Origin of the sequence: Pararobbsia alpina (assembly GCF_902859895.1) — a bacterium.
GTDB lineage: Bacteria > Pseudomonadota > Gammaproteobacteria > Burkholderiales > Burkholderiaceae > Pararobbsia > Pararobbsia alpina.
On record NZ_CADIKM010000014.1, the window covers coordinates 66,723 to 91,377 of the forward strand.

23 protein-coding genes are annotated in these 24,655 nt (G+C 63.2%); 11 read left to right on the top strand and 12 right to left on the bottom strand.

The window, feature by feature from the left end; genetic code table 11:
• Positions 1-230: 230 nt before the first annotated feature.
• A complete protein-coding gene (locus HV670_RS15725; protein ID WP_175105722.1) occupies positions 231-467 on the top strand; it encodes a hypothetical protein in 237 nt (78 codons plus the stop codon).
• 32 nt (positions 468-499) lie between these two features.
• On the opposite strand, the gene HV670_RS15730 is transcribed toward HV670_RS15725, so the two are convergent.
• Positions 500-1,729, bottom strand: coding sequence for an ROK family transcriptional regulator (locus HV670_RS15730; protein ID WP_175105723.1), 1,230 nt, complete (start codon positions 1,727-1,729; stop codon positions 500-502).
• Positions 1,730-2,004: 275 nt separating this feature from the next.
• Between HV670_RS15730 and alsB the strand changes: the two genes are divergently transcribed.
• The 5 genes from alsB to HV670_RS15755 all read left to right on the top strand — a co-directional run bounded on the left by alsB (position 2,005) and on the right by HV670_RS15755 (position 7,778).
• Entirely contained in the window at positions 2,005-2,958 is a 954-nt protein-coding gene (gene alsB, locus HV670_RS15735) for a D-allose transporter substrate-binding protein (protein WP_175105724.1), read from the top strand.
• A 102-nt stretch (positions 2,959-3,060) separates the two neighbouring features.
• Positions 3,061-4,569, top strand: coding sequence for a sugar ABC transporter ATP-binding protein (locus HV670_RS15740; RefSeq protein ID WP_175105725.1), 1,509 nt, complete (start codon positions 3,061-3,063; stop codon positions 4,567-4,569).
• Between the two features lie 22 nt (positions 4,570-4,591).
• Entirely contained in the window at positions 4,592-5,590 is a 999-nt protein-coding gene (gene alsC, locus HV670_RS15745) for a D-allose ABC transporter permease (protein ID WP_175105726.1), read from the top strand.
• Between the two features lie 116 nt (positions 5,591-5,706).
• Positions 5,707-6,747, top strand: coding sequence for a hydroxyacid dehydrogenase (locus HV670_RS15750; RefSeq protein WP_175105727.1), 1,041 nt, complete (start codon positions 5,707-5,709; stop codon positions 6,745-6,747).
• 44 nt (positions 6,748-6,791) lie between these two features.
• Complete coding sequence (locus tag HV670_RS15755) at positions 6,792-7,778, top strand: hypothetical protein (protein ID WP_175105728.1); 987 nt, start codon at positions 6,792-6,794, stop codon at positions 7,776-7,778.
• On the opposite strand, the gene HV670_RS15760 is transcribed toward HV670_RS15755, so the two are convergent.
• The 5 genes from HV670_RS15760 to HV670_RS15780 form a co-directional block, all read right to left on the bottom strand.
• Positions 7,768-8,892: a mannitol dehydrogenase family protein gene (locus HV670_RS15760; RefSeq protein ID WP_175105780.1), complete on the bottom strand. Its 1,125-nt coding sequence runs from the start codon at positions 8,890-8,892 to the stop codon at positions 7,768-7,770. The genes HV670_RS15755 and HV670_RS15760 overlap by 11 nt on opposite strands.
• A gap of 59 nt (positions 8,893-8,951) precedes the next feature.
• Entirely contained in the window at positions 8,952-9,962 is a 1,011-nt protein-coding gene (locus tag HV670_RS15765) for a zinc-binding alcohol dehydrogenase family protein (RefSeq protein ID WP_175105781.1), read from the bottom strand.
• Positions 9,963-10,190: 228 nt separating this feature from the next.
• Positions 10,191-11,135, bottom strand: coding sequence for an ABC transporter substrate-binding protein (locus tag HV670_RS15770; protein WP_175105729.1), 945 nt, complete (start codon positions 11,133-11,135; stop codon positions 10,191-10,193).
• A gap of 85 nt (positions 11,136-11,220) precedes the next feature.
• The gene (locus tag HV670_RS15775) at positions 11,221-12,237 is read right to left on the bottom strand and encodes an ABC transporter permease (RefSeq protein WP_175105730.1); all 1,017 of its coding nucleotides are present in this window, start codon (positions 12,235-12,237) and stop codon (positions 11,221-11,223) included.
• The gene (locus HV670_RS15780; RefSeq protein ID WP_175105731.1) at positions 12,234-13,793 is read right to left on the bottom strand and encodes a sugar ABC transporter ATP-binding protein; all 1,560 of its coding nucleotides are present in this window, start codon (positions 13,791-13,793) and stop codon (positions 12,234-12,236) included. The genes HV670_RS15775 and HV670_RS15780 overlap by 4 nt, the downstream gene beginning before the upstream one ends.
• Before the next feature lie 333 nt (positions 13,794-14,126).
• Between HV670_RS15780 and HV670_RS15785 the strand changes: the two genes are divergently transcribed.
• Positions 14,127-14,828, top strand: coding sequence for a FadR/GntR family transcriptional regulator (locus HV670_RS15785; protein WP_175105732.1), 702 nt, complete (start codon positions 14,127-14,129; stop codon positions 14,826-14,828).
• A gap of 75 nt (positions 14,829-14,903) precedes the next feature.
• Positions 14,904-15,836: a dienelactone hydrolase family protein gene (locus HV670_RS15790; RefSeq protein ID WP_217478436.1), complete on the top strand. Its 933-nt coding sequence runs from the start codon at positions 14,904-14,906 to the stop codon at positions 15,834-15,836.
• 138 nt (positions 15,837-15,974) lie between these two features.
• On the opposite strand, the gene HV670_RS15795 is transcribed toward HV670_RS15790, so the two are convergent.
• The 3 genes from HV670_RS15795 to HV670_RS15805 form a co-directional block, all read right to left on the bottom strand.
• Entirely contained in the window at positions 15,975-16,148 is a 174-nt protein-coding gene (locus HV670_RS15795) for a hypothetical protein (protein WP_175105733.1), read from the bottom strand.
• 230 nt (positions 16,149-16,378) lie between these two features.
• On the bottom strand, positions 16,379-16,717 hold the full coding sequence (locus tag HV670_RS15800) for a BON domain-containing protein (protein WP_175105734.1): 339 nt from the start codon (positions 16,715-16,717) through the stop codon (positions 16,379-16,381).
• A gap of 245 nt (positions 16,718-16,962) precedes the next feature.
• Positions 16,963-18,246, bottom strand: coding sequence for a 4-aminobutyrate--2-oxoglutarate transaminase (locus HV670_RS15805; RefSeq protein ID WP_175105735.1), 1,284 nt, complete (start codon positions 18,244-18,246; stop codon positions 16,963-16,965).
• Between the two features lie 237 nt (positions 18,247-18,483).
• Between HV670_RS15805 and pdxR the strand changes: the two genes are divergently transcribed.
• Positions 18,484-19,980, top strand: a complete 1,497-nt coding sequence (pdxR, locus tag HV670_RS15810) for a MocR-like pyridoxine biosynthesis transcription factor PdxR (protein WP_175105736.1) — start codon at positions 18,484-18,486, stop codon at positions 19,978-19,980.
• A 57-nt stretch (positions 19,981-20,037) separates the two neighbouring features.
• Here the strand turns inward: pdxR and HV670_RS15815 are convergent, their stop codons facing one another.
• The 3 genes from HV670_RS15815 to HV670_RS15825 all read right to left on the bottom strand — a co-directional run bounded on the left by HV670_RS15815 (position 20,038) and on the right by HV670_RS15825 (position 22,297).
• Positions 20,038-20,460 (bottom strand): OsmC family protein, encoded by a 423-nt coding sequence (locus HV670_RS15815; protein ID WP_175105737.1) that lies wholly within the window; start codon positions 20,458-20,460, stop codon positions 20,038-20,040.
• 332 nt (positions 20,461-20,792) lie between these two features.
• Positions 20,793-21,410, bottom strand: coding sequence for a nucleoside/nucleotide kinase family protein (locus HV670_RS15820; RefSeq protein ID WP_175105738.1), 618 nt, complete (start codon positions 21,408-21,410; stop codon positions 20,793-20,795).
• A 5-nt stretch (positions 21,411-21,415) separates the two neighbouring features.
• Complete coding sequence (locus HV670_RS15825; protein WP_175105739.1) at positions 21,416-22,297, bottom strand: sugar phosphate isomerase/epimerase family protein; 882 nt, start codon at positions 22,295-22,297, stop codon at positions 21,416-21,418.
• A gap of 292 nt (positions 22,298-22,589) precedes the next feature.
• Between HV670_RS15825 and HV670_RS15830 the strand changes: the two genes are divergently transcribed.
• Positions 22,590-23,867: an ROK family transcriptional regulator gene (locus tag HV670_RS15830; protein ID WP_175105740.1), complete on the top strand. Its 1,278-nt coding sequence runs from the start codon at positions 22,590-22,592 to the stop codon at positions 23,865-23,867.
• A 385-nt stretch (positions 23,868-24,252) separates the two neighbouring features.
• Positions 24,253-24,606: a hypothetical protein gene (locus tag HV670_RS15835; RefSeq protein WP_175105741.1), complete on the top strand. Its 354-nt coding sequence runs from the start codon at positions 24,253-24,255 to the stop codon at positions 24,604-24,606.
• Positions 24,607-24,655 lie beyond the last annotated feature (49 nt).

A 24,655-nucleotide genomic window follows, 5' to 3' on the forward strand; every position in this document is an offset into this window, starting at 1 on the left:
GCCGGCACGTGCGTAATTAACCGAAAAATTAGCCGAATCGGGAGATTGATTACCACAGGTATAGTAAACAGACCGCTTTAAATGTTTACTGCCCACGCGCGCGCGCGTATCTTCTTGCCCTTCTCGGTGTATACCCGAACCGAGCCCACACAGAAAGATTCATCAACCCAAGATCGAGGATGACTCCTCAGACGCGCTGAGTCACAACAGCGCACGAGGATCTGAACACAATGCAGCATTTGTTATCGTCCGCAACGGGTCTACTGCACTACCTGACCACAATGCGCCAACTTATCGACGCGGATGCCCGTGAAATCAAGGTGCAAACCGAAAGCTATACGCTCGAGGGAAAGGAAGCGATCGATCGTCTTTCGGTCGATCTGCGAGCAGGTCGTCTTATCCGATTTAAACTATTTGATTCTGTCGTTGGAAATCGTGACATCGAAGTGAATTATCACGGCAACTAAAAGGTCGTCTCCAAAGGCCGCCCTTCCCCACCCTATTGCAAGAATTCCGCGATGCTATCCGGCGCGAGTGCTCTCTCGATGCCCAACACGACACCGCCCATCGCACCCGCCAGTTCTCCGAGCTGTGAATTCTCGATCGACAGGCTCCGGGTCGCGAGTGGCAACGCACGGCTATAAACAACCGCTCGCACACCCGCCAGCAGGTCATCGCTGATACGGGCCATACGTCCACCGAGTACGATCGAAGCGGGATTGTAGAAGTGGACAGCGGTTGCAATCACATCGCCGATCTCCGCCGCAGCGGTCCTGACAAGCCGCACGGTTTCCGGGTCGCCGGCCTGGACCAGGCGAGCCAGATCATCGGCGTTGTGCGCGTCGGTACGCCCTTCCTGCTGAAGCGTGCGGACCAATGCCGATGCGGATGCGACCGCTTCGACGCAGCCGATATTGCCGCAACGGCAAATCACGTTCTCCCGGCCCGCGACACGGATATGGCCGATGTCGCCCGCCGCCCCGTCCGCGCCGCGATGCAAAATGCCTTCGCTCGTGACGACTCCACAGCCGATTCCCGTCGACACCTTGACGAATAACAGCGGCGATTGCGAAGCCGGCCGGCTGCGCGCCTCGCCGAGTGCCATCAGATTGACGTCGTTATCCACGAGTACCGCGGCATCGATGCGCTCCTGAACGAAGCGCGCGACGGCAAACCCATCCCACCCGGGCATGATGGGAGGCCTGATCGGCACGCCCCGTCCGAAATCGACTGGCGCGGGCAAACCGACCACCACTGAACGGACCTTCCGGTCCGTCAACCGATGTTGCCCGAGCAGATTCGCAAATTCGTCGATGATGAGCTTGAGCACGGCTTCCGGTCCATCCACCAGATTGAGACCGAATACATGTTCGGCGAGACGCCGCTGTGCGAGATCGGCGACAACCAGGCGCGCGTGCGTCGCCCCGAGATCCGCGATCAGGACCACTCCAGCTCGCGCATTCAGAGCGAGCCCTGTCGCGGGCCGTCCGCGCGCTCGGGCACCCGTCTCCTGCTCCTTGAGCAGACCGGCATCGAGCAGGGGCTGCACATGTTGTGAGACCGTCGAGCGCGCGAGGCCGGTGATTCGGGCAAGATCGGCGCGGCTCACGCCGGCCGAGGACGCAATCAGACGCGCAATCTTGCTATGTGTCTCGAACGGATCGAGCCGAAACGATGCTTCGGCCGGGCCAAGGCGGGACGGCGGAGAAAGAGCCAGACGATCGGTCATGAATGATCCGTGGAAGACAGCGACTCTGCTTGAGAGCGCAATGGGAATAGCATACCTTTTCAACGGAACTGGCGACAACGCCCATCGGATTGTGCTGATAGCGGCGCTATTTATGTCGTAATTCGAATTAAATATTACAAAATGGCCGATTCCCGGCCGCCTCCTATACTCATCCAGCCACACAAACCAGCAGTGCGAAAGCCGGGCTACACCGGTCCATGACAAAAAAAATCAGCCAAGCCTGCCCAGATAAGGGCCTATCAGGAGACACAAGAATGAACCTCAAAAGACTCACCGCTGTGATGATCGGCTCCGCCACGCTCGCACTGGGCATGGGCGCTGCCATGCCCGCCTCGGCCGACAATGCGGAAATTGCAATCGTCCTGAAGACGCTGTCGAATCCCTACTGGGTTTCGATGAAGAACGGCATTCTCGCGGAAGCGAAAAAACGCGGCGTCACGGTCGACGTGCTCGCAGGCAATAGCGAAGACGATATCCAGGGCCAGCAGCGCCTGACCGAAGACGTCGTGAACAAGAACTACAAGGCCATCGGCCTCGCGCCGATTTCGCCGGTCAGCCTGATTCAGTCGATCGTCAACGCGAACAAGAAGGGCATCTACGTCGTCAACATCGATGAGAAGATCGATACGACACAGCTCAAGGCCGCCGGCGGCTCGGTGGTCGCCTTCATCGCGACGGACAACCTCGCGCTCGGCAAGAAGGCGGGTGGATACATCGTGAGCAAGCTCGGCGCATCCGGCGGCAAGGTCGCGATCATCGAAGGCAAGGCGGGCAATGCGAGCGGCGATGCACGCCGCGACGGTGCGACCCAGGCATTCAAGGGCGCCAGCAATGTGACGCTGGTCGCGAGCCAGCCCGCCGACTGGGACCGTGCAAAGGCCCTCGACGTGACGACCAATATCCTCCAGCGCAATCCCGATCTGAAGGCGATCTACGCGGCCAATGACACGATGGCGCTCGGCGCCGTGCAAGCCGTGAAGAACGCGGACAAGCTCGGCAAGATCCTGGTGGTTGGCACGGACGGTGCGCCCGAAGCCATCGATTCGATCAAGCATCACGAACTGACCGCGACCGCCGCGCAGGACTCTGCTTCGATCGGTGCGAAGTCGGTCGACATCCTGCTCGATGCCTTGAAGAACAAGCCGGCTATCAAGCCGGACAACGCACCGGCGTTTATCGCGATCGATTCGAATCTGGTCACGCAATAACGCATCACGCCCGGATGCCGCACCCGGGCCGATCGAAGCCAATTCAACCGGCCCGGCATGGGGTTTGCGACGCATCGATGCGCAATGTATTCGGACACAGACATGGAAACACTGGTCGCAGTCAAGGACATCGTCAAACGGTTCCCGGGCACGGTCGCGCTGCATAACGTCAGCTTCGACGTGAAGGCGGGCGAGGTCCATGTGCTGCTCGGCGAGAACGGTGCGGGCAAGTCGACGCTCATGAAGATCCTTGGCGGGATCTACGAGCCGAGTTCGGGCACCATCACGCTCGGCGGCACCGAGTACGACAAGCTGACCCCGACGCTGTCCGCCGAGCACGGCGTGCGTGTGATCTATCAGGAACTCAGCGTCATCGACTACCTGAGCGTCGAGGAGAACTTGTTCGTCGGCAAGATTCCGACAGTGCGGCTGCTGGGCGTTCCGGTCGTCGACCGCAAATTCATGAACGCCAAGGCGCGCGAGGTGCTCGCCCGCGTGGGCCTGAGGCGTGACCCGCGCACGCTCGTTGGTGATCTCAGCATCTCGGAGAAGCAACAGGTCGAGATTGCGAAGGCTTTGGCGAGCGATGCACGGCTGATCATCATGGATGAGCCGACCTCGTCGCTGACCGACGAGGAAGTCGGCCACCTGTTCACGGTGATCAGCGAGCTCAAGCGTGCCGGTGTCGGCATCGTCTATATCTCGCACAAGCTCAAGGAAATCCCGATCGTCGGCGACCGCGTGTCGGTCCTCAAGGACGGCAAGTACGTTGGCACCTATGACGCGAAGACGACTTCGACCGAACGGCTCGTCTCCTCCATGGTCGGGCGCGACATCGAACACACCCGCCCCGACAGTACGGCCGTCGAGCGTGCGAAGGTCGTCTTCTCCGTCAGCAAGCTGTCGTCGAAAGACGGTCGTGTGCGCGATGTCTCGTTCGAGCTCCATCGCGGCGAAATCCTCGGCTTTGCGGGGCTGATCGGTTCGGGCCGCAGCGAGTTGATGGAAACCATCTTCGGCGTGCGCGCACGTTCGGCGGGCGAACTCTTCCTCAACGGGCAGGCGATCCACATCACCTCGCCGTACCAGGCCGTCAAGCGCGGCCTGGCGTTCGTCACGGAAGATCGCCGCAATACAGGCTTCTTCCACAATTTTTCGATCGAGGAAAATATTTCGATCGTGCCCTTCCTGCGCGATACGAAGCGCGCGCTGTCGCTCGGGCTGCTCGACCGTGCAAAGGAAAAACGCTTCGGCCGCGAGTACCGTGAGCGGTTGCGGATCCGTTGTTCGTCGACCGCGCAGAACATCACCGAACTCTCGGGTGGCAACCAGCAGAAGGCGATCATTTCGAAGTGGCTTGCCGCGGGCTGCGACCTGATGATCTTCGACGAGCCGACACGCGGCATCGACATCGGTGCGAAGTCGGAGATCTATCAGATCATGCGTGAGCTCGCCAAGGCCGGCAAGGGCATCCTCATGGTGTCGTCTGAACTGCCTGAGCTGCTCGGCGTCTGCGACCGGATCGTCGTCTACAAGGAAGGGCGGATCGCTTCGATCTTCGACAATCGCGACGCGACCGAAGAAAACATCATGCATGTCGCCACATCATGAGCGACGCAAAAGGAAAGACTCCATGACCCAGACGAACTCGCAGAGCCCCGTGCCGACCCCGGAGGCCTCCCGCGTGCGGCCCGATTTCAGCACGATCTGGCAAACCTATGGAACGTTCGGCATCCTGGTGTTGCTGTTCGCGATCTCGAGCGCGGTCTCGCCGCAGTACTTCCTCACGCGCGACAACCTGCTCCAGGTGTTGCTGCAAAGCTCGGTGATGGTGCTGCTCGCCTGTGGCGAATTCTTCACGATCCTGATCGCGGGGATCGATCTTTCGGTCGGCTCGATGCTTGCACTGACCGGCATGGTCACCGCCAAAATGATGATGAGCGGCATGCCGTTCTGGCTTGCGATTCTGCTAGGCGGTGTGCTGTGCGGCATTGTGCTCGGCGCGATCAATGGCATGCTCGTGAACCTCACGCAACTGCATCCCTTCATCATCACGCTTGGTACGGCCGCGATCTACCGCGGCGTCACGCTGATCATCTCGGATGCGAGTTCCGTGTTCGGTTTTGATCGCGCCTTCACCGATACGATCGCGGGCCGTGTCGGCGGCATACCGGTGCCGATCATGATCGCGTTCATCGTCGCGGCGTTTCTGTTCTTCATCACGAAATACACGAAGCTCGGCCGCAATATCTATGCGCTCGGCGGCAACGCGCAGGCTGCGTTCTATTCGGGGATCAGCGTCAAGCTGCACTCGCTCGTCGTGTTTGTGATTTCGGGCGCATGCGCGGGCATCGCGGGGGTGGTGACGACGGCACGCACCGCCGCGGCCGAGCCGAATGCGGGTGTCGGCTTCGAGACCTTTGCGATCGCTTCGGCCATCATCGGCGGCACGAGTTTCTTCGGCGGCCGCGGGCGCGTGACGGGTGTCGTGATCGGTGGCCTCATCATCGGCGTGATCAGCAATATCCTGAACATCATGAATGTGCAGTCGTACTACCAGCAGATCGTGATGGGTGCGCTGATCATCATCGCGGTCACGATCGACAAGCTCTTTACGCGCAAGACGCGCTGAGCGATCCGAACCGCACCCATCATTCGAATTCATTTGCACGCGGCGCCCGCGCTGCGCGAGCCCTGGCATCCGCGACGATGCGAGGGCGACAGGCAGGACACCATTCCGGAGTCTCCATGGCAACACCCGAATCCAAGCCCCGACACATCTTCCTCGCACCCGCACCCCGCGCAGTCGCCGACATCTTCGATGCCGACGATCTGGCACGGCTCAAAGCCCTCGGCACCCTGACGATTCACGAGGACGGCCCGGTCACCGATACGGTGTTCGACAAACACGCCGCGCATGCTGACATCATGATCGGCCAGTTCGATCTGCCCGCCGAGCGGCTTGCGAAAGCGTCGTCCTTGCGCGCGGTCTTCAACGTCGAAGGCAATTTCCTGGCGAACGTCGACTATGCGGAATGCTTTCGCAAGGGCGTACGTGTGCTCAATATCAGCCCGGTGTTCGCTGAGCCGGTTGCCGAGGCCGCGCTCGGCATGGCGATCGATCTCGCACGCGGGATCAGCCGGTCCGACCGCTACTTCCGGGCGGGCACCGAACGCTACGGCCTCGAGGCCAATCGCGAGGCCTTCACGCTCTATCGGCAGGACATCGGCTTTATCGGCATGGGTGATCTCGGCCGCGCGATCCTGCCGCTGCTGCGGCCGTTCGGCGCTCACGTGCGGGCTTACGATCCGTGGTTGCCCGCGATGTGGATCGAATCGACGGGCTGCGAACCGGCATCGCTTGAAACGGTGCTGCGCACGTCCAAGGTCGTCTTCGTGGTGGCCGGCGTGACGTCCGAAAACCAGGGCTTTCTCGGTGCCAAGGAGTTCTCGATGATGCCCGAAGGTGCCGCGCTCGTATTGGTGAGCCGCGCCGGGGTAGTCGACTTCGATGCGATGCTCGATTTCGCGGCCAAGGGGCGAATTCGTGTCGCGACCGATGTGTTCCCCGAAGAGCCCGTATCACCGACGCATCGCGCGCGATCGATCGACCACATGGTCCTGTCTCCGCACGCCGCAGGTGCGCTGGACGGGGCTTTGCGCGAGATTGGCAAGCGCGTGGTCGCCGACGCCGAACTGATCGCACGCGGCTTGCCGTCCGCGATGTGCAAGGTCGCGCAGCCGGAAACGGTCGCGCTGTTTCGCAGCAAGCCCGTGTCGAAAAGCTGAACGAGTTCCCTGTCGAAGCACACCATTGATTCAGAGGAGGGGTCATGCTCGAAGATATCGCCCACTTCGCGGACTGGACGTCCTCACCGAACGAAAACAGGACCGATGTGCAGCGTACGCTTGAATGGACGCATTATTTCGACTGGCCCGCCCTGTGCCTGCGGCAGGGGCCGCTCGAGCTCTTCGTGGTGCCGGCGGTCGGCGGCCGGCTGATGGGCATCCGCCACCACGGCGACGAACTGGCCTTTGTGAATCCCGCGCTGAAAGGCAAGATCGCAAGCGATGACCCCGTTGCATGGGCGGCACTGTGCGGCGAGTGGTCGTTTCCGCTTTGGGGCGGCGGCAAGACATGGATCGCGCCCGAATCACGCTGGCCCGGCGGTGCGCCGCAGCGCGAGCTCGACAGCGGCGCGTACAAGGTCGTGCGGACGTGGAGCGATGAGCGCTCGATGGGAATCGAACTCGAGAGTCCTGTCTGTTCACAAAGCGGTCTGCAGATTCATCGGCGCATCACGCTCGATGCCGATTCATCGACGTGGTCGACCGTTCATGCGCTGACCAACCGCGGATCGATCGCGCGCGAGTGCGGGATCTGGGAAGTGTTGATGCTCAATCGCCCCGCACGCATCGAGATCCCGCTCGAGGACAGTGCAACGGGCTTGCTCGATGTGGTTCACCAGATTGCGGGCAAGGGGCCGATCGACGATATCCGCGAGACGGACATCGTGCGAATCAGCGACGCTCTGTTGAGCGTCGAATGCGAGCGTGCCGTCGAATACAAGTTCGGCGTCGCGCAATCGACCGGCGAGATCCGAGTGATCATGCCGGGCAGGGCGGGTGAGCATCGGTACCGTCGGACTTCGGCAGTCGATACTCGCGCGGTGTACGCGCACGGCACGCCGATCGAAGTATTCAACGCGCCGAGCCTGCCTTACTTCGAGATCGAGACGCATGCGCCGCTTGCGCGGCTCAGAGCAGGCGAACGCGTCGAGTACGAAATCACGGAACGGGTTGAACCCCTCAATCGCTAGCGAGCGCCGCCTTGATGCGCGGCTGCCCGATCGGCAGCGCGAGTGACTGCGCGAGCGCCAGCACGGGTGCGAGCCGGCGCTGCTTTTTTTGCGTATGGTTCTGCGCGATATCGGCGATCCGGTGTTCGAGAAACGGATTGAGAAACCGGTCGCGCACTTCGACAAGATAAGCCCGTGCATCGTCGAGCTTGCCCAGCGCTTCGAACACGGGCAACACCTCCTCATCCCAGAGCGCTTCGAGTTCGGCGCGCAGCGCGGGCTCGCTCATCGCCGCATGGACCGTCATGTCCGCCGCCCGCGCGTCGCGCAGCCAGCGTTCGGCGAGGAAGGTATGCCCGAGATTCAGCAGGAACAGCTTGAGACGCGCGTAATGCTCGAGGTCGTCGGTCAGCACGATCGACGGATGTGTGCAGGGCACGAGCAGGCGAGGCTGCCGTTCGATCGCCCACAGCGCATAGGGCTCGGCGACCGCGCCGGCGGGCCTGAGCGCTTGCGACACGATACGGTCGACCTGCGAATTGCCCCATACGCAGTGCTCGACGACATAGCGTATGAATGCGTCGGGCAGGCCCCAGCCGCCGGCAAGGTCTGCGACGATGCCGCGTAGCACTTCGCCATTCCTCTCGATCAGCTCGCAGGGAAACAGGGTGAGCGGCGCATCAGGCTGGCTTTGCCAACGCGCATGAAGCAGCACCAGCAGCTTTGCCGGGAAACTATGCGGTACGCGCGCAATGTTGACGACGACACGCGCATCGTCGCGCGCATCGAGCTGATAGCCACGGTCGCCGGTATTCGAAAGAATGATCCGCACGGGTCCCGCGACGGCGTCGCGCACGCGCGCCCAATCGCTATGTGCCTGCACCGCCTGGACGATCGCCCGCCCGGTCAGCGTCTCGTCGACGACGACATCGGCCTGCCTGCCACGTATCCGCACCGGATAGCCGTTGCCCCCGGCAAGTGCCGCGATACGCTCGGCACTGTCCGCGCTGTCAGTCGTCTGCACGACGGTGATTGCGCCGAGCGCGTCGCCTCGAGCGAGCGCTTCCGACACGAACAGATCGACGTGAGCCTGCAGGAACCGGCTCGTGCCGAACTGAAGAATGGGCTGGGTCAGCGGCGTCTGCCGGGCCGGCACACCGGCAGCTGAAGCTAGCGCTTTCGATTCGTTTGCGTTCAGCATTCGACAATCGCCTTGACGACGCCCGCGGCCGGATCGAGCAGCTTAGAAAAGCGCGTCGGCACGTCGGCGAGCGCGAGCCGGTGTGTGTTCAATGCCTGATCGGGAATCTGTCCCGCGCGCATGGCCTCGACCACCGTCTCGAAGTCCTCGACCGTTGCATTGCGGCTCGCCAGCAGGGTCGCCTCGCGCTTGTGGAACTCCGGATCGGAGAAGGTAATCGGGTCACGCACGATCGACACCAGCACATACTTGCCGCCATGCGCGATGAATTGAAAACCGCGCTCCATCGCCTTCGAATTGCCGGTGGCATCGAAGACGACATCGAAGAACTCGCCGTCGGTCAGGGCAGACAGCTGCGCGACGTCGTTCTCGCCGATCTGCACGACGGCCGCGGCACCGAGTTGCTCGGTACAGAAGCGCAGCCGGTCGGCGCGTGTATCCAGCGCGGTGACGGTTGCGCCGCGCAGTTTTGAAAAGGTCAACACGGCCATCCCGATCGGCCCGGTGCCGACCACGAGCACGCGCTCGCCGGCCTTCACCTCGCCGCGTCGGACCGCATGCGCGCCGATCGCGAGGAATTCGACCATCGCCGCCTGGTCAAGGGAGATGCCTTCGGCCTTGTGAACGAACTGGGCCGGTATGGACAGGTATTCGGTGAACGCGCCGTCGCGATGCACGCCGAGGACCTGGATGTTCACGCAGCAGTTGGTTTTGCCGTGGCGGCACGCGATGCAGTGGCCACATGACAGGTAGGGCATCACATAGACCGCATCGCCGGCGGCAAGACCGCTGCCCGTGGGCGCCTGCTCGACCAGACCGGACAATTCATGGCCCATCACGCGCGGGTAGGTGAGATACGGCTGATTGCCGGTGAAGATGTGCAAGTCCGTCCCGCACACACCGACGCGCTTCACGCGGAGCAGTACTTCGTTCTCGCCGCGCACGGGGCGGGTCCGTTCAAGTGCGCTCAGGGTTCCAGGTGTTTCACAAATCACCGTCAGCATGACGATCCTTGGTTCGTCGCCGCATGCGGGCGACACATTGAGATTCCCAATGGGGGGTACCCCTGACCGGACGAGCGGCATAGGCCGCAGTCCGATCACGAAAACACCCCCGGGGTCGATCATCCAGTCCGCCGCGTGCTCGCTACTCACGCATCAATGCGAAGAAAGCAAAGAACGCAAAGACAGCGAAGAAAACGCCAAACGCGCCGCGGACCGTCAACCCGTCAATCAATACAATACGTTCTTTGCTTCAGGCTTGTCGATATTGTCCTTCGTCACGAGCACGACACCCGTATCGAGGTTCTTCTTCACCGGCTTCTTCTCGATCAGGCTGACGACGGTCTTCACACCGAGTTCCCCCATCTGATACGAACCCTGCACGGCGGTCGCGTCGAGCGTGCCGTCCTTGATGAAGCCTTGCAGATCCTCATTGCCATCGAAGCCGACCGCGACAACCTTGCCGGCCTTGCCCGACTGCGCAAGCGCACGCCCCATGCCGACGGCGGTCGGCTCATTCGCGCCGAAGATACCCTTGAGGTCGGGGTTCGAGGTCAGCACGTCGGTCGTCTGGTTCAGCGCGATGGCCATCTGCGAGTTCGAGTAGAACGGGCCGACGATCGTCAGCTTCGAATGCGCGGCGAGGTAGTCCTTGAAACCGCCGACCCGGCCGATTTCCGAACCCGCGCCCGCGACATACGACATCACCGCGATCTTGCCGGTCGTGCCGACCTTGGCGATCAGTGCCTGCGCGCAGAGCTCGCCGGCCTTCTTGTTGTCGGTCGACAGGAAGGACTGGTAGTACTGCTTGCCGGAATCGGCGAGCACCGAGTCAATGATCACGACGGGGATGTGGGCTTCCCAGGCTTTCTTGACGGCCGGCACGAGCGCGTCGGGGTCCGACGGGCCGAGCACGATGCCGGCGACCTTGCGGTTCACGGCGTTCTCGACCATGTTGACTTCGTCGGCGATCGCCGATTCGGTCGCCGGGCCCTGGAAGGTCATCGTATAGCCCTTGGCGTCGGCCATGGCGGCGGTCGCGCCTTTCTGCACGTTCTGCCAGTAGTTCGAGCTCGAGGTCTTGACGATCACGGCGATCTCGCCGCCGGCCGCATGGGCGGCACCCGCTGCCAGCACCAGCGATGCGGCCAGGATGCTCAGGGGGAATTTACGCATTGTGTCTCTGCTCCTTCGATGGATTTATGGTCGTGCATGGACTTCTCGGTGCCGCAGGCCGCAAAGCCCGAAGCACCGATGGATTTCACCGGCGGTTGCGCATCTGGTCGATCCAGACAGTGCCCAGGATGACCAGGCCGATGATGATTTGCTGAATGAAGCTCGATACCCCGTTCATGTTCAGCCCGTTGCGCAGGATGCCGATCACGAATGCGCCGATCGCCGTACCCGAGATCGTGCCGACGCCGCCCATCAGCGAGGTGCCGCCGATCACGGCACTGGCGATCGCATCGAGTTCATACATCACGCCTTCGTTCGGCTGGGCGGTCAGCAGGCGCGACATCAGCACGCAGCCCGCGACACCCGCGAGCGCACCCGAGAGCACATAAGTGAACATCGTCACGCGCGTGACGTTGACGCCCGAGAGCCGCGCGGCTTCCGCGTTCGAGCCGACCGCATAGATATGGCGCCCGAGCGTGGTGCGGCTCAGCATGATCGATACGGCGATCGCAATGATCACCATCAACACGACAGGGTAGGGAATTCCCGGAAAGGTCACGTCCGGGAAGCCGTCGGCGCCGATCTTCTCGATCCTGAACAAGGCCCCGTTGCCGAGTACGCCGAACGCCTCGCCGAGCCCCGAAACGGGACGCGCGCCGGTGATCTGCAGGGCGAGGCCGCGCGCGACGAGCATCATGCCGAGCGTCGCGATGAACGGCGGCAGGCGCATGCGTGTCACGCACAGGCCGTTGACCGCCCCGCACAACGCGCCGACCACGATGCCGAGCAGCATGCCCACGGTGACAGGCATGCCGGCCTTGACCGAGAGCGCCGCGATGACGCCCGACAGCGCGAGCACCGAACCGACCGACAAGTCGATCCCGCCGGTGATGATCACGCAGGTCGCGCCGATACCGAGATAGGCGATCGAGGTGACCTGCAGCGCGACGGTCATGCCGTTGTCGACGGTTGCGAAGGCGTCGCTAGTCAGCGAGAAGACGAGCGCGAGAATGATGAGACTGCCGAACGCGGCGAACTTCTGGATCAGGTCCTTGCGCCGTTCGTTGGCGACTGAGGGGGCGGCACGCGCGACGGTATTCATTGCGAGGCTCCCTGGCGGCCGGATGCGTAGTGCATGATTTCTTCCTGACTGGTTTGGCGGGTATCGAGAAGGGTGACGAGCTCGCCCTCGTGGAAGACGGCGACGCGGTCGGTCATGCCGAGGATTTCCGGCAGTTCCGAACTGATCATGACGATCCCGATGCCTTGCGCCGCGAGCTTGTCGAGCAGCTCATAGATCGCGAATTTGGCGCCGACATCGATGCCGCGTGTCGGCTCGTCGAAGAACAGCACGCGCGAATCGCGGAACAGCCACTTGCTGATCACGACCTTCTGCTGGTTGCCGCCCGACAGATTACGGGCGATCTGTTTCACGCTCGGCGTGCGGATGCCGAGCATGTCGACATAGCGCTGGGCCACGGCGGCTTCCTCGGCGAAGCGGATAAAGCCGCCGCGGCTCGATACGGCATCCATATTCGCGAGCGTCACATTGCTCGCGACCGGCATTTTTACGGAGAGGCCGTTGGCCTTGCGGTCTTCGGACAAGTAGGCGATGCCATGTCTGATCGCATCGATCGGCGAGCGGATCGCGAGCGTCTCGTCGCCGAGCTTGACGGTGCCGCTGTCGAGCGAATCGGCACCGAAGATGGCGCGCGCGACTTCCGTGCGGCCCGCGCCCATCAGCCCCGCGAAGCCGAGGATTTCGCCGCGCCGCAGCGTAAAGCTCACGGGGCCGAACACATTCGTGCGCACCAGCGCGTCGGCCGAGAACAGCACCTCTTGCGTCGGCACCGAGGTGCGCTGCGGAAACTTGTCTTCGAGCGAACGGCCGACCATGCGCGAGACGACCTCATCGACGCTCGTTTCGCTGAACCGGTCGGTCGAGATGTAGCGGCCGTCGCGCATCACCGTCACGCGATCGACGATCTCGGCCATTTCGTCGAGCCGGTGCGAGATATAGACGATCGCGACGTCGGCGCGCTTGAGCTCATGAATGATCTTGAACAGCTGGCTCGTTTCCGACTCGGTCAGGGACGAAGTCGGTTCATCCATGATGAGCACTTCCGCGTCGAGCGACAGTGCCTTGGCGATCTCGACCATCTGCTGCTGGGCGACGGACAGCGTGCGCACCAGCGTTCCCGGCTTGATATCGACCCCGAGCCGGTCGAGGCAGCGTTGTGCATCGATGCGCAGGCGTGCGCGATCGACGAAGATCGCGCGGCGCGGTTCGCGCGCGAGAAAGATGTTTTCGGCAACCGACAGATGCGGGACCAGGTTCAGTTCCTGGTGAATGATGGCAATGCCGGCGGCCTGCGCTTCGAGCGACGAGGCGAACCGGCATTCCTTGCCTTTGTAGACGATCGTGCCTTCGTCAGGAAGGTACTGGCCGCTGATGACTTTCATCAGGGTCGACTTGCCCGCGCCGTTTTCGCCGCAGACCGCATGAACCTCGCCGCGTCGCAACTCGAAGCTCACACCGTCCAGCGCGAGCACACCTGGAAAGCGCTTGGTCACATTGCTGAGCCTGAGCACTTCGGCGCGCGCATCAGGCAGATGTGCGTGCAGCCGGCCTGAAGATTCCACCAAGTCTGTCTCCATAATTGGTCAAGCCACCTTTCCAGTCCGGACTTCGAACAAACGGATTCTAGTGGTTCACGAGGCAAGGCAAAAACGGGGTATTCCCTTGGTTGTGCAATAAATGTAAGGATTCGAACTGGCAAGGCGGAGCGTCGCGACTATAATTGGGACAAGAGCGAAATGTAAGAATTGGCCAGGCCACCTAACCGTTAGCTTCGGTTTGGGTTCGGTGCTCGCCTCGCCGGCCGGCCACGCACAAGCGGACAAGACTCAGACGATCGAGGGCGGGTTCGCGCTTTGTGTCCGGGCCGGTGACATTTCCGTCACCGTCACACGAACGCCTGGAGAGGGCATTTGACAAGCACGCAACTCAAGCAGGTCGAGACCAAGCGCCTCTACCAGCATATCGCCGACCAGATCCGCTCACTGATCCAGTCCGGGGGCTTTCCCGCGGGCGGGCGGCTGCCCCCCGAGCGCGACCTTGCGCAGCAACTCGGCGTGTCGCGGCCGTCGTTGCGCGAGGCACTGATCGCGCTCGAGATTGCGGGTGCGGTCGAAATCCGCAAGGGTTCGGGGGTATACGTCTGCCGGATGCCCGAGCGGCCGACCGCCCATGCGTTTGCGGCCATGGGCGAAAGTCCGTCAGAGCTGATGCAGGCACGCGAGGCGCTCGAGGGCTCGGTGATCGTGCTCGCATGCGCCCGTGTGACGCCGGTCTCGCTCGCCCAATTGCGTGCGACGATCGATGCGATGCGCGCGCAGGTCAAGGCGGGGCGCTCACCGCTCGAATACGATCGTGCGTTTCATCTGTGCGTGGCCGAGATGAGTGGCAATTCCGTGCTCGTGCGCATGGTGACCGAGTTGTTCGACGAACGGCACAGTCCGATTTCGTCGCGGCTCAGCGGCCATTCGGAAACGATCCAGACATGGGGGGTTGCGCTCGGCGAGCACGAGACGATCTATCGCGCGCTCGAGGAGCGCGATCCGCTGGCCGCGCAGGCGGCGATCCGCATGCATCTGAAAGCGTCGGAAGAGCGGTGGATCGAGGGGAGTTGAAGCGCGCGCGAAGGTCTACGTTCTTTCATCCTGCGCTGCTATGCTGCCAGGTACGTCCACTACCTGGAGTGCCCTATGCAGACCGAAGATCGCCCTGACTCGCCGGACACTGAACCCGTATCCGCGGCTCGCGCCGAATCCCCGGCCGGTCAGCCGAAAGCCAGCAGTGATGCACGCCGTTCGTTTCTCACGAAGATGATGGCGTCGGGTTTCGCGCTCGCCGTGCAGCCTGTCATGGCCGATGTGATCCATACGAGCAGCGATGGCCTCGACGGCGGTCCGACGAGCATCAGCCTTCCCGGCGATCGGAACGAGGCGCTTCCCGCCTATTACGCGAAGCCGATGCACGCCGTGAAGCCCTTGCCCGTCATCCTGGTCGTGCAGGAGATCTTCGGCGTGCATGAACATATCCAGGACGTGTGCCGGCGGCTCGCGAAACTCGGCTACTTCGCGCTCGCGCCTGAACTGTATTTCCGGCAAGGGGATCCGCGGCTCTATCCGTCGGTGCCCGAACTCGTCGAGAAAGTCGTCAGCAAGGTGCCCGATGCGCAGGTCTTGTCCGACCTCGACGCGACGGCGCAATGGGCGTTCGACAATGGCGGCAACCCCTCACGACTTGGCATCGTCGGTTTTTGCTGGGGCGGCCGGCTCACCTGGCTCTACGCGGCGCACAATCCCCAGCTCAAGGCTGCGACGGTGTGGTATGGACCGCTGGCGGGCCCCGTCAATTCCATGTCGCCGCGCTATCCGGTCGACGTCGTGGGCGAGCTCAAGGCCCCGGTGCTGGGTCTCTATGGCGGGAAAGATCAGAACATCAAGCAGGAGCAGGTCGCACGGCTGCGCGAAGCACTCGAGCAAGCCCACTCGAAGTCGAAGATCATCGTCTACCCCGACGCGGGACACGGCTTCAACGCCGACTATCGGCCGAGCTATAACGAGGCTGCCGCGAAGGACGGCTGGCAGCGTATGCTCGACTGGTTCAAGCAATACGGCGTGCCCGCCTCGTAAACGGCTCTTTCCGCCTGATCGACCGCCGAGACGCGATTGACCACTCGGAGCGTTAGGTTGCATTCGTTGAAGTGGGAATCCCCTTCCTTCAGGGAGGGGAGGATGTCCAGGATAGTGCCCATAAAAAAGAGGGCGCTTCTATCGCTTGGGCTGCTTGGCTGCGTCGTCGCCGACGTCCTTGTCAGGATGGACTGCAATGGGATCGCTTGCCGGGAAAGTTTCCTCGAGCGCTTCGTCGAGCATTTCGTCGGGCGTCTCTTTGGAGGCCGGAGGCGGGGTGCGGGGTGGGTGCTGTTTCGGGGTCGTCGACATCGTGGGTCTCCACTGACAGGACGGAAGCGAGTCACGGATTCCAGTATAGGCAGATGTGCATGGCTGATGGACGGCGCCAGCAAAAGAGGCCTGCTCCATGAATTGTGAGCGGGGCCGGAACAGACAATCCGTCCCTGCTCACGAGTCATGCCTGTATCGGCGGGGTGCGACGGGTTCATCCCGTACGCGCCAGGATGGCGAATGGGCAGCCCGCGCCGGCTGCTGCACGACTACTCGGCCACCACCTTCAGATGGTTCTTGACCGAATCGACACCCTCTACATTTTTCACGACATCGGCCGCGGCGGTCTTGTCTTCCGAACTCGGCACGGTACCCGTCAGCGAGACCACGCCCTTGTGCGTCTTGACGTGGATATGAGTCGACTTGACGTTCTTTGCCCCGAGCAACTCGGCCTTGACCTTGGTGGTGATGGCGCTGTCGTCGACATGCTGACCGATGGTTTCCGAACTCGCAGGGGGCGCCGAAGCGCTGGTCTGGGCGGTGGCGTTCAGGGCGAGTGCAACGCAGGCAATGCTGCCCGCGGTCTTGAGGAGCTGGATCGTCTTCATGGCTGAATTTTCCTTCGTAGTGGATCAATGGCGTAGTGCTTTGCACGCCTACCCATGAGCTACGCAATCCGCGTTCCGGCTCCGCCCAAAATGCCGGATTTCTGACCTATCGCTTTGCGCGACAAGGGATTGACCCCCTTGGAAGGATTGTTTCAGCACGGTGCCGGAATGCCGCAACGACGCTTCAGCGTTTCCGCACGGGTTGCAAAAAGTGCCTGCAACCCGCCGACCGCCTGCCGGCGTCCTCAGGCCTTGGCCGCTGTCTTCGCCATCAGGGCCTCCTCGAGAATATCGAGCGCTTCGTCGAAGACGGCCTGCGGTATGGTGAGAGGAAACAAGAACCGGATCACATTGCCGTGCACGCCGCAGCTCAGCAGCAGCAGGCCGCGTTCGAGCGCGCGCGCCTGAACCTGCTTCGTGAATTCCGGCGAAGGCTCCCCCGTTGCCGCGTCGAAGAATTCCGCCGCAACCATGCTGCCCGGTCCGCGGACCTCGGCGAGCTGCGGCACGACAGCCTTGAGGCCGTTGAGCCGTGTCTTGAGTTTCTGGCCCAGGGTTTCAGCGCGCTCGGCAAGCTTTTCCTCGTCGATCACGGCGAGTACCGCATGCGCGGCGGCGATGGCGAGGGGATTGCCCGCATAGGTGCCGCCGAGGCCACCCGGTTGTGCCGCGTCCATGATTTCCGCGCGGCCGACGACACCCGACAGGGGCATGCCGCCCGCAAGGCTCTTGGCGATCGTCATCAGGTCGGGCACGACGCCGTAGTGCTCCATCGCGAAGAGCTTGCCGGTGCGCGCAAAACCGGTCTGGATTTCATCTGCGATCAGCAGGATGCCGTGCTGATCGCAGATCTTGCGCAGGCCGCGCACGAATTCGAGCGGGGCCTCGTAGAAGCCGCCTTCGCCCTGGACCGGTTCGAAGATGATGGCGGCCACGCGCTGCGGGTCGATCTCGGACTTGAACAGGTGCTGGATCGCCTTGAGTGCGTCATCGGTGCTCACCCCGTGCAGGGCGTTGGGGAACGGCGCATGGAAGATCTCGCCAGGGAAGGGCCCAAAGCCGATCTTGTACGGCGCGACCTTGCCGGTCAGCGCCATGCCCATCATCGTGCGGCCGTGGAAACCGCCGCCGAATGCGATCACGCCCGGACGGCCGCTCGCGGCGCGCGCGATCTTGATCGCGTTTTCGACGGCTTCCGCACCGGTCGTGAAGAACGCAGTCTTCTTCGGATGATTGCCCGGCGTACACCGGTTGATCTTTTCGGCCAGCGACACGTACGACGCGTAAGGCACGATCTGGTAAGCGGTGTGCGTGAAGTGGTCGAGCTGCTCGCGGATCGCGGCCACGACCTTCGGATGCCGGTGCCCCGTGTTGAGCACGGCAATGCCGCTCGCAAAGTCGATGAAGCGGCGCCCTTCGATATCCCACAGTTCCGCGTTTTCGGCGCGCTCGGCGTAGAAGTCACACAGGACGCCCACTCCGCGCGGCGTCGCGGCATTCTTGCGGGCTTGAAGTTCGGCGTTCGACATGGTCGCTCCTGAGAGTTCGGATCGGCTACGGTTAGGAAAACAATCGCGGTGGGGGCCGACTGTGGGTTGAGTGTGCCTTGAGTGTGCCTTGATAGCCGGCCTCGCGGACCATGCCGCAGCGACGGCCCGAATGGCGGCATGTCCGACGAAACGATGGACGGCAGCCGTCAGCCAAAAATATAATCAGAATTGGCTCTTATGATCAGAGCCAGTTCAGGAAATATCCAGGGGCCACTTTTGACGTCAAGCGTACTGTCTGACTGGCTCGCCCAGCGTCTCGCCCGCGACGGCGCCTCGCCGATCTACCGGCAGCTCCATCATCTACTCCAGCAGGCCATCCTGCTGCATACACTCACACCGGGCAGCAAGCTGCCGTCCTCCCGCCTGCTGGCCGACGAACTGGCCATCGCGCGCAATACCGTGACCAACGTCTATGAGCAACTGGCGCTCGAAGGCTATGTCCGGACCCTGCGTGGCAGCGGGACCTACGTGGTGGACAACACGGCCGACGAGATCGTCGGCCGCGACGAGCGGGCCGGGCTGGCGACTGCATCCTCCGCGGCGGCCGAGCACCGTGGCAGCCTGCTATCGGCACGCGGACAGCGCCTGATCTCGACGGCCGGCGCATCGAACCGGCAGTGGGGTGCGTTCATGCCGGGCGTGCCCGACGTGACGACCTTCCCGGCGCGCGTCTGGAGCCGCCTGCAGAACCGATACTGGCGGCGTCCGCAGGCGGAGCTGATGACCTATTCGACCGGCGGCGGCTACGGGCCGTTGCGGCAAACGCTGGCCGACTACCTGCGCACCGCCCGGTCGGTGCGCTGCGCGCCTGAGCAGATCATCATCACGACTGGCATTCATCAGTCGGTCGATCTTGCGGTGCGTTTGCTCGCCGATGTCGGCGATGTTGTCTGGACCGAAGATCCCTGCTACTGGGGCATGCGCAGCGTGCTCCAGTCCTCCGGTCTGCAGATGCGGCCGATCCCCGTCGATGCGGAAGGGCTCAACCCCTCCGCGGCCGACCTCGCCGAGCCGCCGAAGCTGATTCTCGTCACGCCGTCGCACCAGTATCCGCTTGGCATGGTGATGAGCCTCGCGCGACGCCGCATGCTGCTCGAATACGCGCGCCGCACGAAGAGCTGGATCATTGAAGACGACTACGACAGCGAGTTTCGTTATGCGAGCCGGCCGCTCGCCTCGCTGCAGGGGCTCGATACGGCAGGGCAGGTGATCTATGTGGGCAGCTTCGGGAAGATCCTGTATCCGGGTCTGCGCATCGGTTATCTCGTGGTGCCCGAAGCGCTGGCCGGCAAATTCGCGATCGCGCTTGCCGAACTCTATCGGGAAGGCCAGGGTGTGCAGCAGGCGGTGCTGGCCGACTTTATCGAGCAAGGCCACTTCACCTCGCATATCCGCCGCATGCGCAATGCCTACGGGATGCGTCGCCAGCTATTGATGGACGCGATCGCGAACCGGCTCGGCGAGCCGCTGCCGGTGCTTGGCGACGAGGCGGGCCTCCATCTGGTCGCACGTCTTCCCGACACCGCGAACGATCAGCTCATCATGCGCGAGGCGCTTGCCGCTGGCATCGCCACGCGTGCGCTGTCGACTTATTTCAGCGATCCGGCCCAGGCGCCGCGAGGCCTGCTGCTCGGCTATGCCTGCGTCCCCGACCAGGAGATCGGGCCGAGCTTTGGCACGCTCGCGAATGTGATTGAGCGTTACCTCGGCTAGTACGCTTTCTCGCGGGGCGGCGCAGACCAGCCACCGCCCTTCCGCTCGCACTGCCTGCTAGCCGAGCCGGGCATCCATCGTGATCTTTGCGTTCAGCACCTTCGACACGGGGCAGCCCGCCTTTGCCGCAGCGGCGGCTTTTTCGAATGCGGCGGCATCCGCACCCGGTATTTTCGCGGTCACGTCGAGATGGACCGCCGTGATGGCGAAGCCGTCGTCGACCTTGTCGAGCGTGACTTCGGCCTTCGTCTGGATCGTTTCCGCCACCATGCCCGCTTCACCGAGAATCAGCGACAGCGCCATCGTGAAACAGCCCGCATGCGCAGCGCCGAGGAGTTCCTCGGGATTGGTGCCGGGGCCGCTTTCGAAACGCGAAGCAAAACCATAAGGCGCATCTTTCAAGACACCTGTTTGGGTCGAGATGGCGCCCTTGCCGTCCTTGATGCCGCCATGCCATACGACCGATGCAGTCTTTTTCATCCGAACTCTCCGTTGGGTTGAGATCATCGTGCACGTGTGCGCACGGGATGGGTGATGCGGGACCGGCTTGCAAGCGCTCGCGGCGCGTGGCCCGCAGCATTGACTAAGACTACGCGATGCGTGTGACGCCTGCAGACCAAGAATGCAAAACCCCGGAGTTGCTACGCATGTGTCATGCCCGGGTGTATCCCCGCGCGTGTCCCCATGTGTCACGCTTGTCAGTTTCGCGCGTACGGCACGTTCTGTGTCATTCCGTGGGCCATTCCATGGGGCACTTCCACGAGTCACCCCTGAGTCACTCCGTGAGCCACTTCCCTGCGCCACTCCCCATCTCACGCCCACTTGAACGTCAGGCTCGCGCGGCGGCGAGTCGAATCGATCAGTATTGCATTGGGTTCGTCGGTGGTGGCCACCCACTCGCGAGCAGCCTGTTCGTCACGACCGAATGCGATATGGCGCGCGATCAGCCGGTTTTGCCGCAGTGCGGAGTCGACATCGATATACCAGGCCTCGTCGAGCAGCGGCCGGACGTCGGCCCAGTGCCCGGTGTCGAGCAGCAGATAGTTGCCTTCGGTGATCACGAGCTGGGCATCGGGTGGCACCGGGATCGCACCCGCGATGGGTTCCTCGATTTCACGCCGGAACGCCGGCGCGTAGATCGTCTCGTCGGGTCGCTGTCCGCGCAGGCGCCGTAGCAGGGCGACGAAGCCCGCGCTGTCGAAGGTGTCCTCCGCGCCCTTGCGCGAGGCCCGTCCGAGACGCGCGAGTTCGACGTTCGCGAGATGGTAGCCGTCCATCGGCACGACAACGGCGCGGCCGGGCAGCGCCTTGGCGAGCGCTTCCGCCAGCGTCGACTTGCCGGCGCCGGGGGCGCCCACGAGTCCGAGGATCCGGCGGCCGCCGCTCGCCAGCAGGTTTTCAACGCGTTCGAGGTAGGTGTCGGGAATCATGTCGTCTAATAACCGCGATCCGCGATGCCCAGTCCGGCACCCTTGGCCTGGGCCTTGATGAAGCCATGGGCATGGGTTGCGAGATCCATGCCGTCCTGCCAGAGATTGCGCCACACGGCGAGGTCATTCGACAAACCCTGGGCGACGACGGCCGACGAGAAGCTCTCGAAGGTGATCGGCCCGCGATAGTCGATCTGCGCAAGGGCGTGGAAGAAGCTCGTGAAATCGATCGTGCCCGAACCAAGATAGCCGCGATGGCTTTCGCCGATATGGACATAGCCGAGCCGGTCACCGCATTCGAGCACCGGTTTGACGAAGTCGATTTCCTCGATATTCATGTGATAGGTGTCGAGGTGGACGACCATATTGTTTGCACCGACGTCGTCGATCAACTGGAGAGCCTGGCGCGCTGTGTTGATCACATTGCTTTCGTAGCGGTTGACGACCTCGATGCCGATCGTCACGCCGCGTTCGGCTGCAAACGCGGCGAGGCGGCGCAGCGAGCCGACCACATTGCGGCGGCCACCGGGCGTGAGCGGATGGTTGTATTTGCCGAGTGCACTATAGGGCACGCCGCCGAAATACGTGCCGCCGAGCGCCTGGGTCAGCGACACGGCTTGTTCGAGCAAGGCCACGCCGCGCGCGACGCAGGCTGGGTCTTCGCTCGAGACATCCGCGTTGAATGCGAGGCCGCGTGAGCAGCCGACCTGCAATTGCTGTTCTTCGAGTAGCCGGCGCGTCAGCGCGACATCGAGCGTGCTCGGATCATGCAGGGACAGTTCGACGAGATCGAAGCCCGCGGCTTTGCTGTTTTCAATCACCTTGTGCGCCGACGCAGGCGAAAGATCGCCCGCCCAAACCAGCGCATGAATGCCCAACGGATTCATCGATGTCTCCTCTGTCTGTGTTCTGCGCGGCCCGGGGCTCTGGCGCTCCGGTTGAACCGCGGTGGCCCGGTCCGCCGTGGATGGCCTGGCCATGGGCCACTCATGACGCGGCAAGCGGCTAAATCCCGAGACCGATCCAGGTTTTGTGCCGATTTAGTATTGCGTAGTCATCAGGCATAAGTCAATATGTATTCATGCAAATGGGTAGGCCGGGTCGTTACAATCGCGGCATTGTCCGGCCGATACCGATACCGATACCGATACCGATACCGAGGAGGCGGTGCCAGGAGAGATGGTGTTCACGACCGATGCAGACACGAAGCCCGCGCAGGCACAACGCACCGCGCCCAATCCCAACGGCCCGGGTGCGATCCTCGCGCTGATCCGCTCGGGCCGCGCGACCACGCGCACGCAGATCATGCAGACCACGGGCCTCTCGCGCTCGACCGTCGCCTTGAGGCTCGATACCTTGCTGGCGGCCGGCTATATTTCATCGGCGGCGCTCGAGAACTCGACGGGTGGCCGGCCGCCCGGCTCGTTTCAGATCGACCCTGCCGCGGGCGTGATGCTGCTGGCGGCGATCGGTGCGGGTTCGATGCAGCTTGCCGTGACCGATATGCACGGCACCGTGCTCGCGCGCGATCAGGGAGCGATCGACGTGGCCGATGGGCCGGAACGGGTGCTCGGTACGGTCGCTGCGCGTTTCGACGCGCTGCTCGCACAGGCCGCCGCCCAGGGCCGCAATGGCCGCTCGAGCCGGGCGCAGCGCACGCAGCGGGCGTTGCGCGCGAATGTGAAGGGCATCGGCATCGGCGTGCCGGGCCCTGTCGAATTCGCGCAGGGACGTGTCGTGCGGCCTCCGATCATGACCGGCTGGGATGGGTATCGCGTCGCGGATTTCTTCGAGAAGGACTACGCGTGTCCCGTGCTCGTCGACAAGGACGTCAATCTGATGGCGCTCGGCGAACACCGTGCAGGCTGGCCGGATGCCGCGCACATGTTGTTCGTGAAGGTCAGCACGGGCATTGGCGCGGGCATGATCATGGATCAGGTGCTCCAGCGCGGCGCGCATGGCGGCGCGGGTGATCTCGGGCACCTCTATGTCGGCCATCTGGTCGCGGGCGAGCCCTCGCTGTGCCGCTGCGGCAACTACGGCTGCCTCGAGGCGTACGCGGCGGGCTGGGCGATCTGCCAGCGCCTGAGAGCAGCGGGTCACCGCGCCGACACCGTGCGCGATGCGGCGGATCTTGCGCAGCAGGGGGTACGCGAAGCCGTCGAGCAGATGCAGGAGGCGGGCCGTTTGCTCGGCGAGACGATCGCGATGGCCGTGAGCCTGCTCAATCCTTCGCTCGTGGTCCTCGGCGGCGAACTCGGCACGCGCCAGAGCGATATGCTCGCCGTGGTCCGCGAAACGGTGTACCGCCGGTCGCTGCCGCTTGCGACGCGCCATCTGCAGATCGTCAATAGCCGGCTTGGCGCCGATGCGGGCCTGCTCGGCGCGACACATCTCGTGAGCGATGCGCTGTTTGCGCCGCAGGTGGTCGACGAGGCGATCGAGCAGTGGGTGTGAGCGCGCGCGGTCGCGGGGGGACTTCGGGGGGGCTGCTATCCAGCCCGGCGCTCACGAGCCGTCGGAGGAGTCCGGCGGGTAGTGGACGACAGGCTGAACCTGCACTTCGGTATCTGCATCCGACTCGGTTGCAGATGTGAGCGGTATGCGGCTGGGACGGTGATACCTGGGGGATCGATGCTCGCGATCACGCCGGGCGACATCGCAACGGGCGCTGAAGGCTGATCGCCTGGCGCCGATGTCGAGGCCGAGAGGGTGTCGGCAGAGGGCGCGGTGTTCGACGCGTCGCGCGCGTCACCGGAGGGCGCGAAGGAAGCCGCAACGATCGTCGCCGGGCGCGAACGCTTACAATCACGGACATCTTGTCCTGAAAAAGCCCAACATCATGCCGGTCCGTTTGCATTCCATCCTTGCCCTCCTCATGCTCGCCGGCCTCGCCGCCTGCACCTTGCCCGAAATCCCCTCTTTCTCTGCTTCCCGCTTCGAGGCGCCTGAACTCAAGGCGGACCGTGCGCAGCTCCAGGGGCAGGGCTATTCGCAGGCTTATATCGATGGCCATGTCGAAGGCTGTGGCACGGGCTACAAGTCAGCCGGCAACCTCGATTTCTCGTGGACCAATGATGGTCCGACCTTGAGCGGAGCCGACTATCTGGCCGGATGGAATGCGGGCTTTGCGTTATGCAGGGGCAAGTACGAAGACTATGGGGTCAATGCAACGCCGGCGGCGCCGAAGCAATGAGTCTCGCCCACCGACAAACGTGCGAACGCGCGCCCGAACAAACCGGCGA

Excerpts from the sequence above, each read along its gene's own strand:
- HV670_RS15750 (WP_175105727.1), top strand. The coding sequence starts at position 5,707 with ATGGCAACACCCGAATCCAAGCCCCGACACATCTTCCTCGCACCCGCA.
- HV670_RS15740 (WP_175105725.1), top strand. The coding sequence starts at position 3,061 with ATGGAAACACTGGTCGCAGTCAAGGACATCGTCAAACGGTTCCCGGGC.
- HV670_RS15820 (WP_175105738.1), bottom strand. The coding sequence starts at position 21,410 with ATGATTCCCGACACCTACCTCGAACGCGTTGAAAACCTGCTGGCGAGC.
- HV670_RS15815 (WP_175105737.1), bottom strand. The coding sequence starts at position 20,460 with ATGAAAAAGACTGCATCGGTCGTATGGCATGGCGGCATCAAGGACGGC.
- alsB (WP_175105724.1), top strand. The coding sequence starts at position 2,005 with ATGAACCTCAAAAGACTCACCGCTGTGATGATCGGCTCCGCCACGCTC.
- HV670_RS15775 (WP_175105730.1), bottom strand. The coding sequence starts at position 12,237 with ATGAATACCGTCGCGCGTGCCGCCCCCTCAGTCGCCAACGAACGGCGC.
- HV670_RS15795 (WP_175105733.1), bottom strand. The coding sequence starts at position 16,148 with ATGTCGACGACCCCGAAACAGCACCCACCCCGCACCCCGCCTCCGGCC.
- HV670_RS15755 (WP_175105728.1), top strand. The coding sequence starts at position 6,792 with ATGCTCGAAGATATCGCCCACTTCGCGGACTGGACGTCCTCACCGAAC.
- HV670_RS15790 (WP_217478436.1), top strand. The coding sequence starts at position 14,904 with ATGCAGACCGAAGATCGCCCTGACTCGCCGGACACTGAACCCGTATCC.
- alsC (WP_175105726.1), top strand. The coding sequence starts at position 4,592 with ATGACCCAGACGAACTCGCAGAGCCCCGTGCCGACCCCGGAGGCCTCC.
- HV670_RS15725 (WP_175105722.1), top strand. The coding sequence starts at position 231 with ATGCAGCATTTGTTATCGTCCGCAACGGGTCTACTGCACTACCTGACC.
- HV670_RS15825 (WP_175105739.1), bottom strand. The coding sequence starts at position 22,297 with ATGAATCCGTTGGGCATTCATGCGCTGGTTTGGGCGGGCGATCTTTCG.
- HV670_RS15730 (WP_175105723.1), bottom strand. The coding sequence starts at position 1,729 with ATGACCGATCGTCTGGCTCTTTCTCCGCCGTCCCGCCTTGGCCCGGCC.
- HV670_RS15770 (WP_175105729.1), bottom strand. The coding sequence starts at position 11,135 with ATGCGTAAATTCCCCCTGAGCATCCTGGCCGCATCGCTGGTGCTGGCA.
- HV670_RS15805 (WP_175105735.1), bottom strand. The coding sequence starts at position 18,246 with ATGTCGAACGCCGAACTTCAAGCCCGCAAGAATGCCGCGACGCCGCGC.
- HV670_RS15780 (WP_175105731.1), bottom strand. The coding sequence starts at position 13,793 with ATGGAGACAGACTTGGTGGAATCTTCAGGCCGGCTGCACGCACATCTG.
- HV670_RS15800 (WP_175105734.1), bottom strand. The coding sequence starts at position 16,717 with ATGAAGACGATCCAGCTCCTCAAGACCGCGGGCAGCATTGCCTGCGTT.
- HV670_RS15835 (WP_175105741.1), top strand. The coding sequence starts at position 24,253 with ATGCCGGTCCGTTTGCATTCCATCCTTGCCCTCCTCATGCTCGCCGGC.
- HV670_RS15765 (WP_175105781.1), bottom strand. The coding sequence starts at position 9,962 with ATGCTGACGGTGATTTGTGAAACACCTGGAACCCTGAGCGCACTTGAA.
- HV670_RS15830 (WP_175105740.1), top strand. The coding sequence starts at position 22,590 with ATGGTGTTCACGACCGATGCAGACACGAAGCCCGCGCAGGCACAACGC.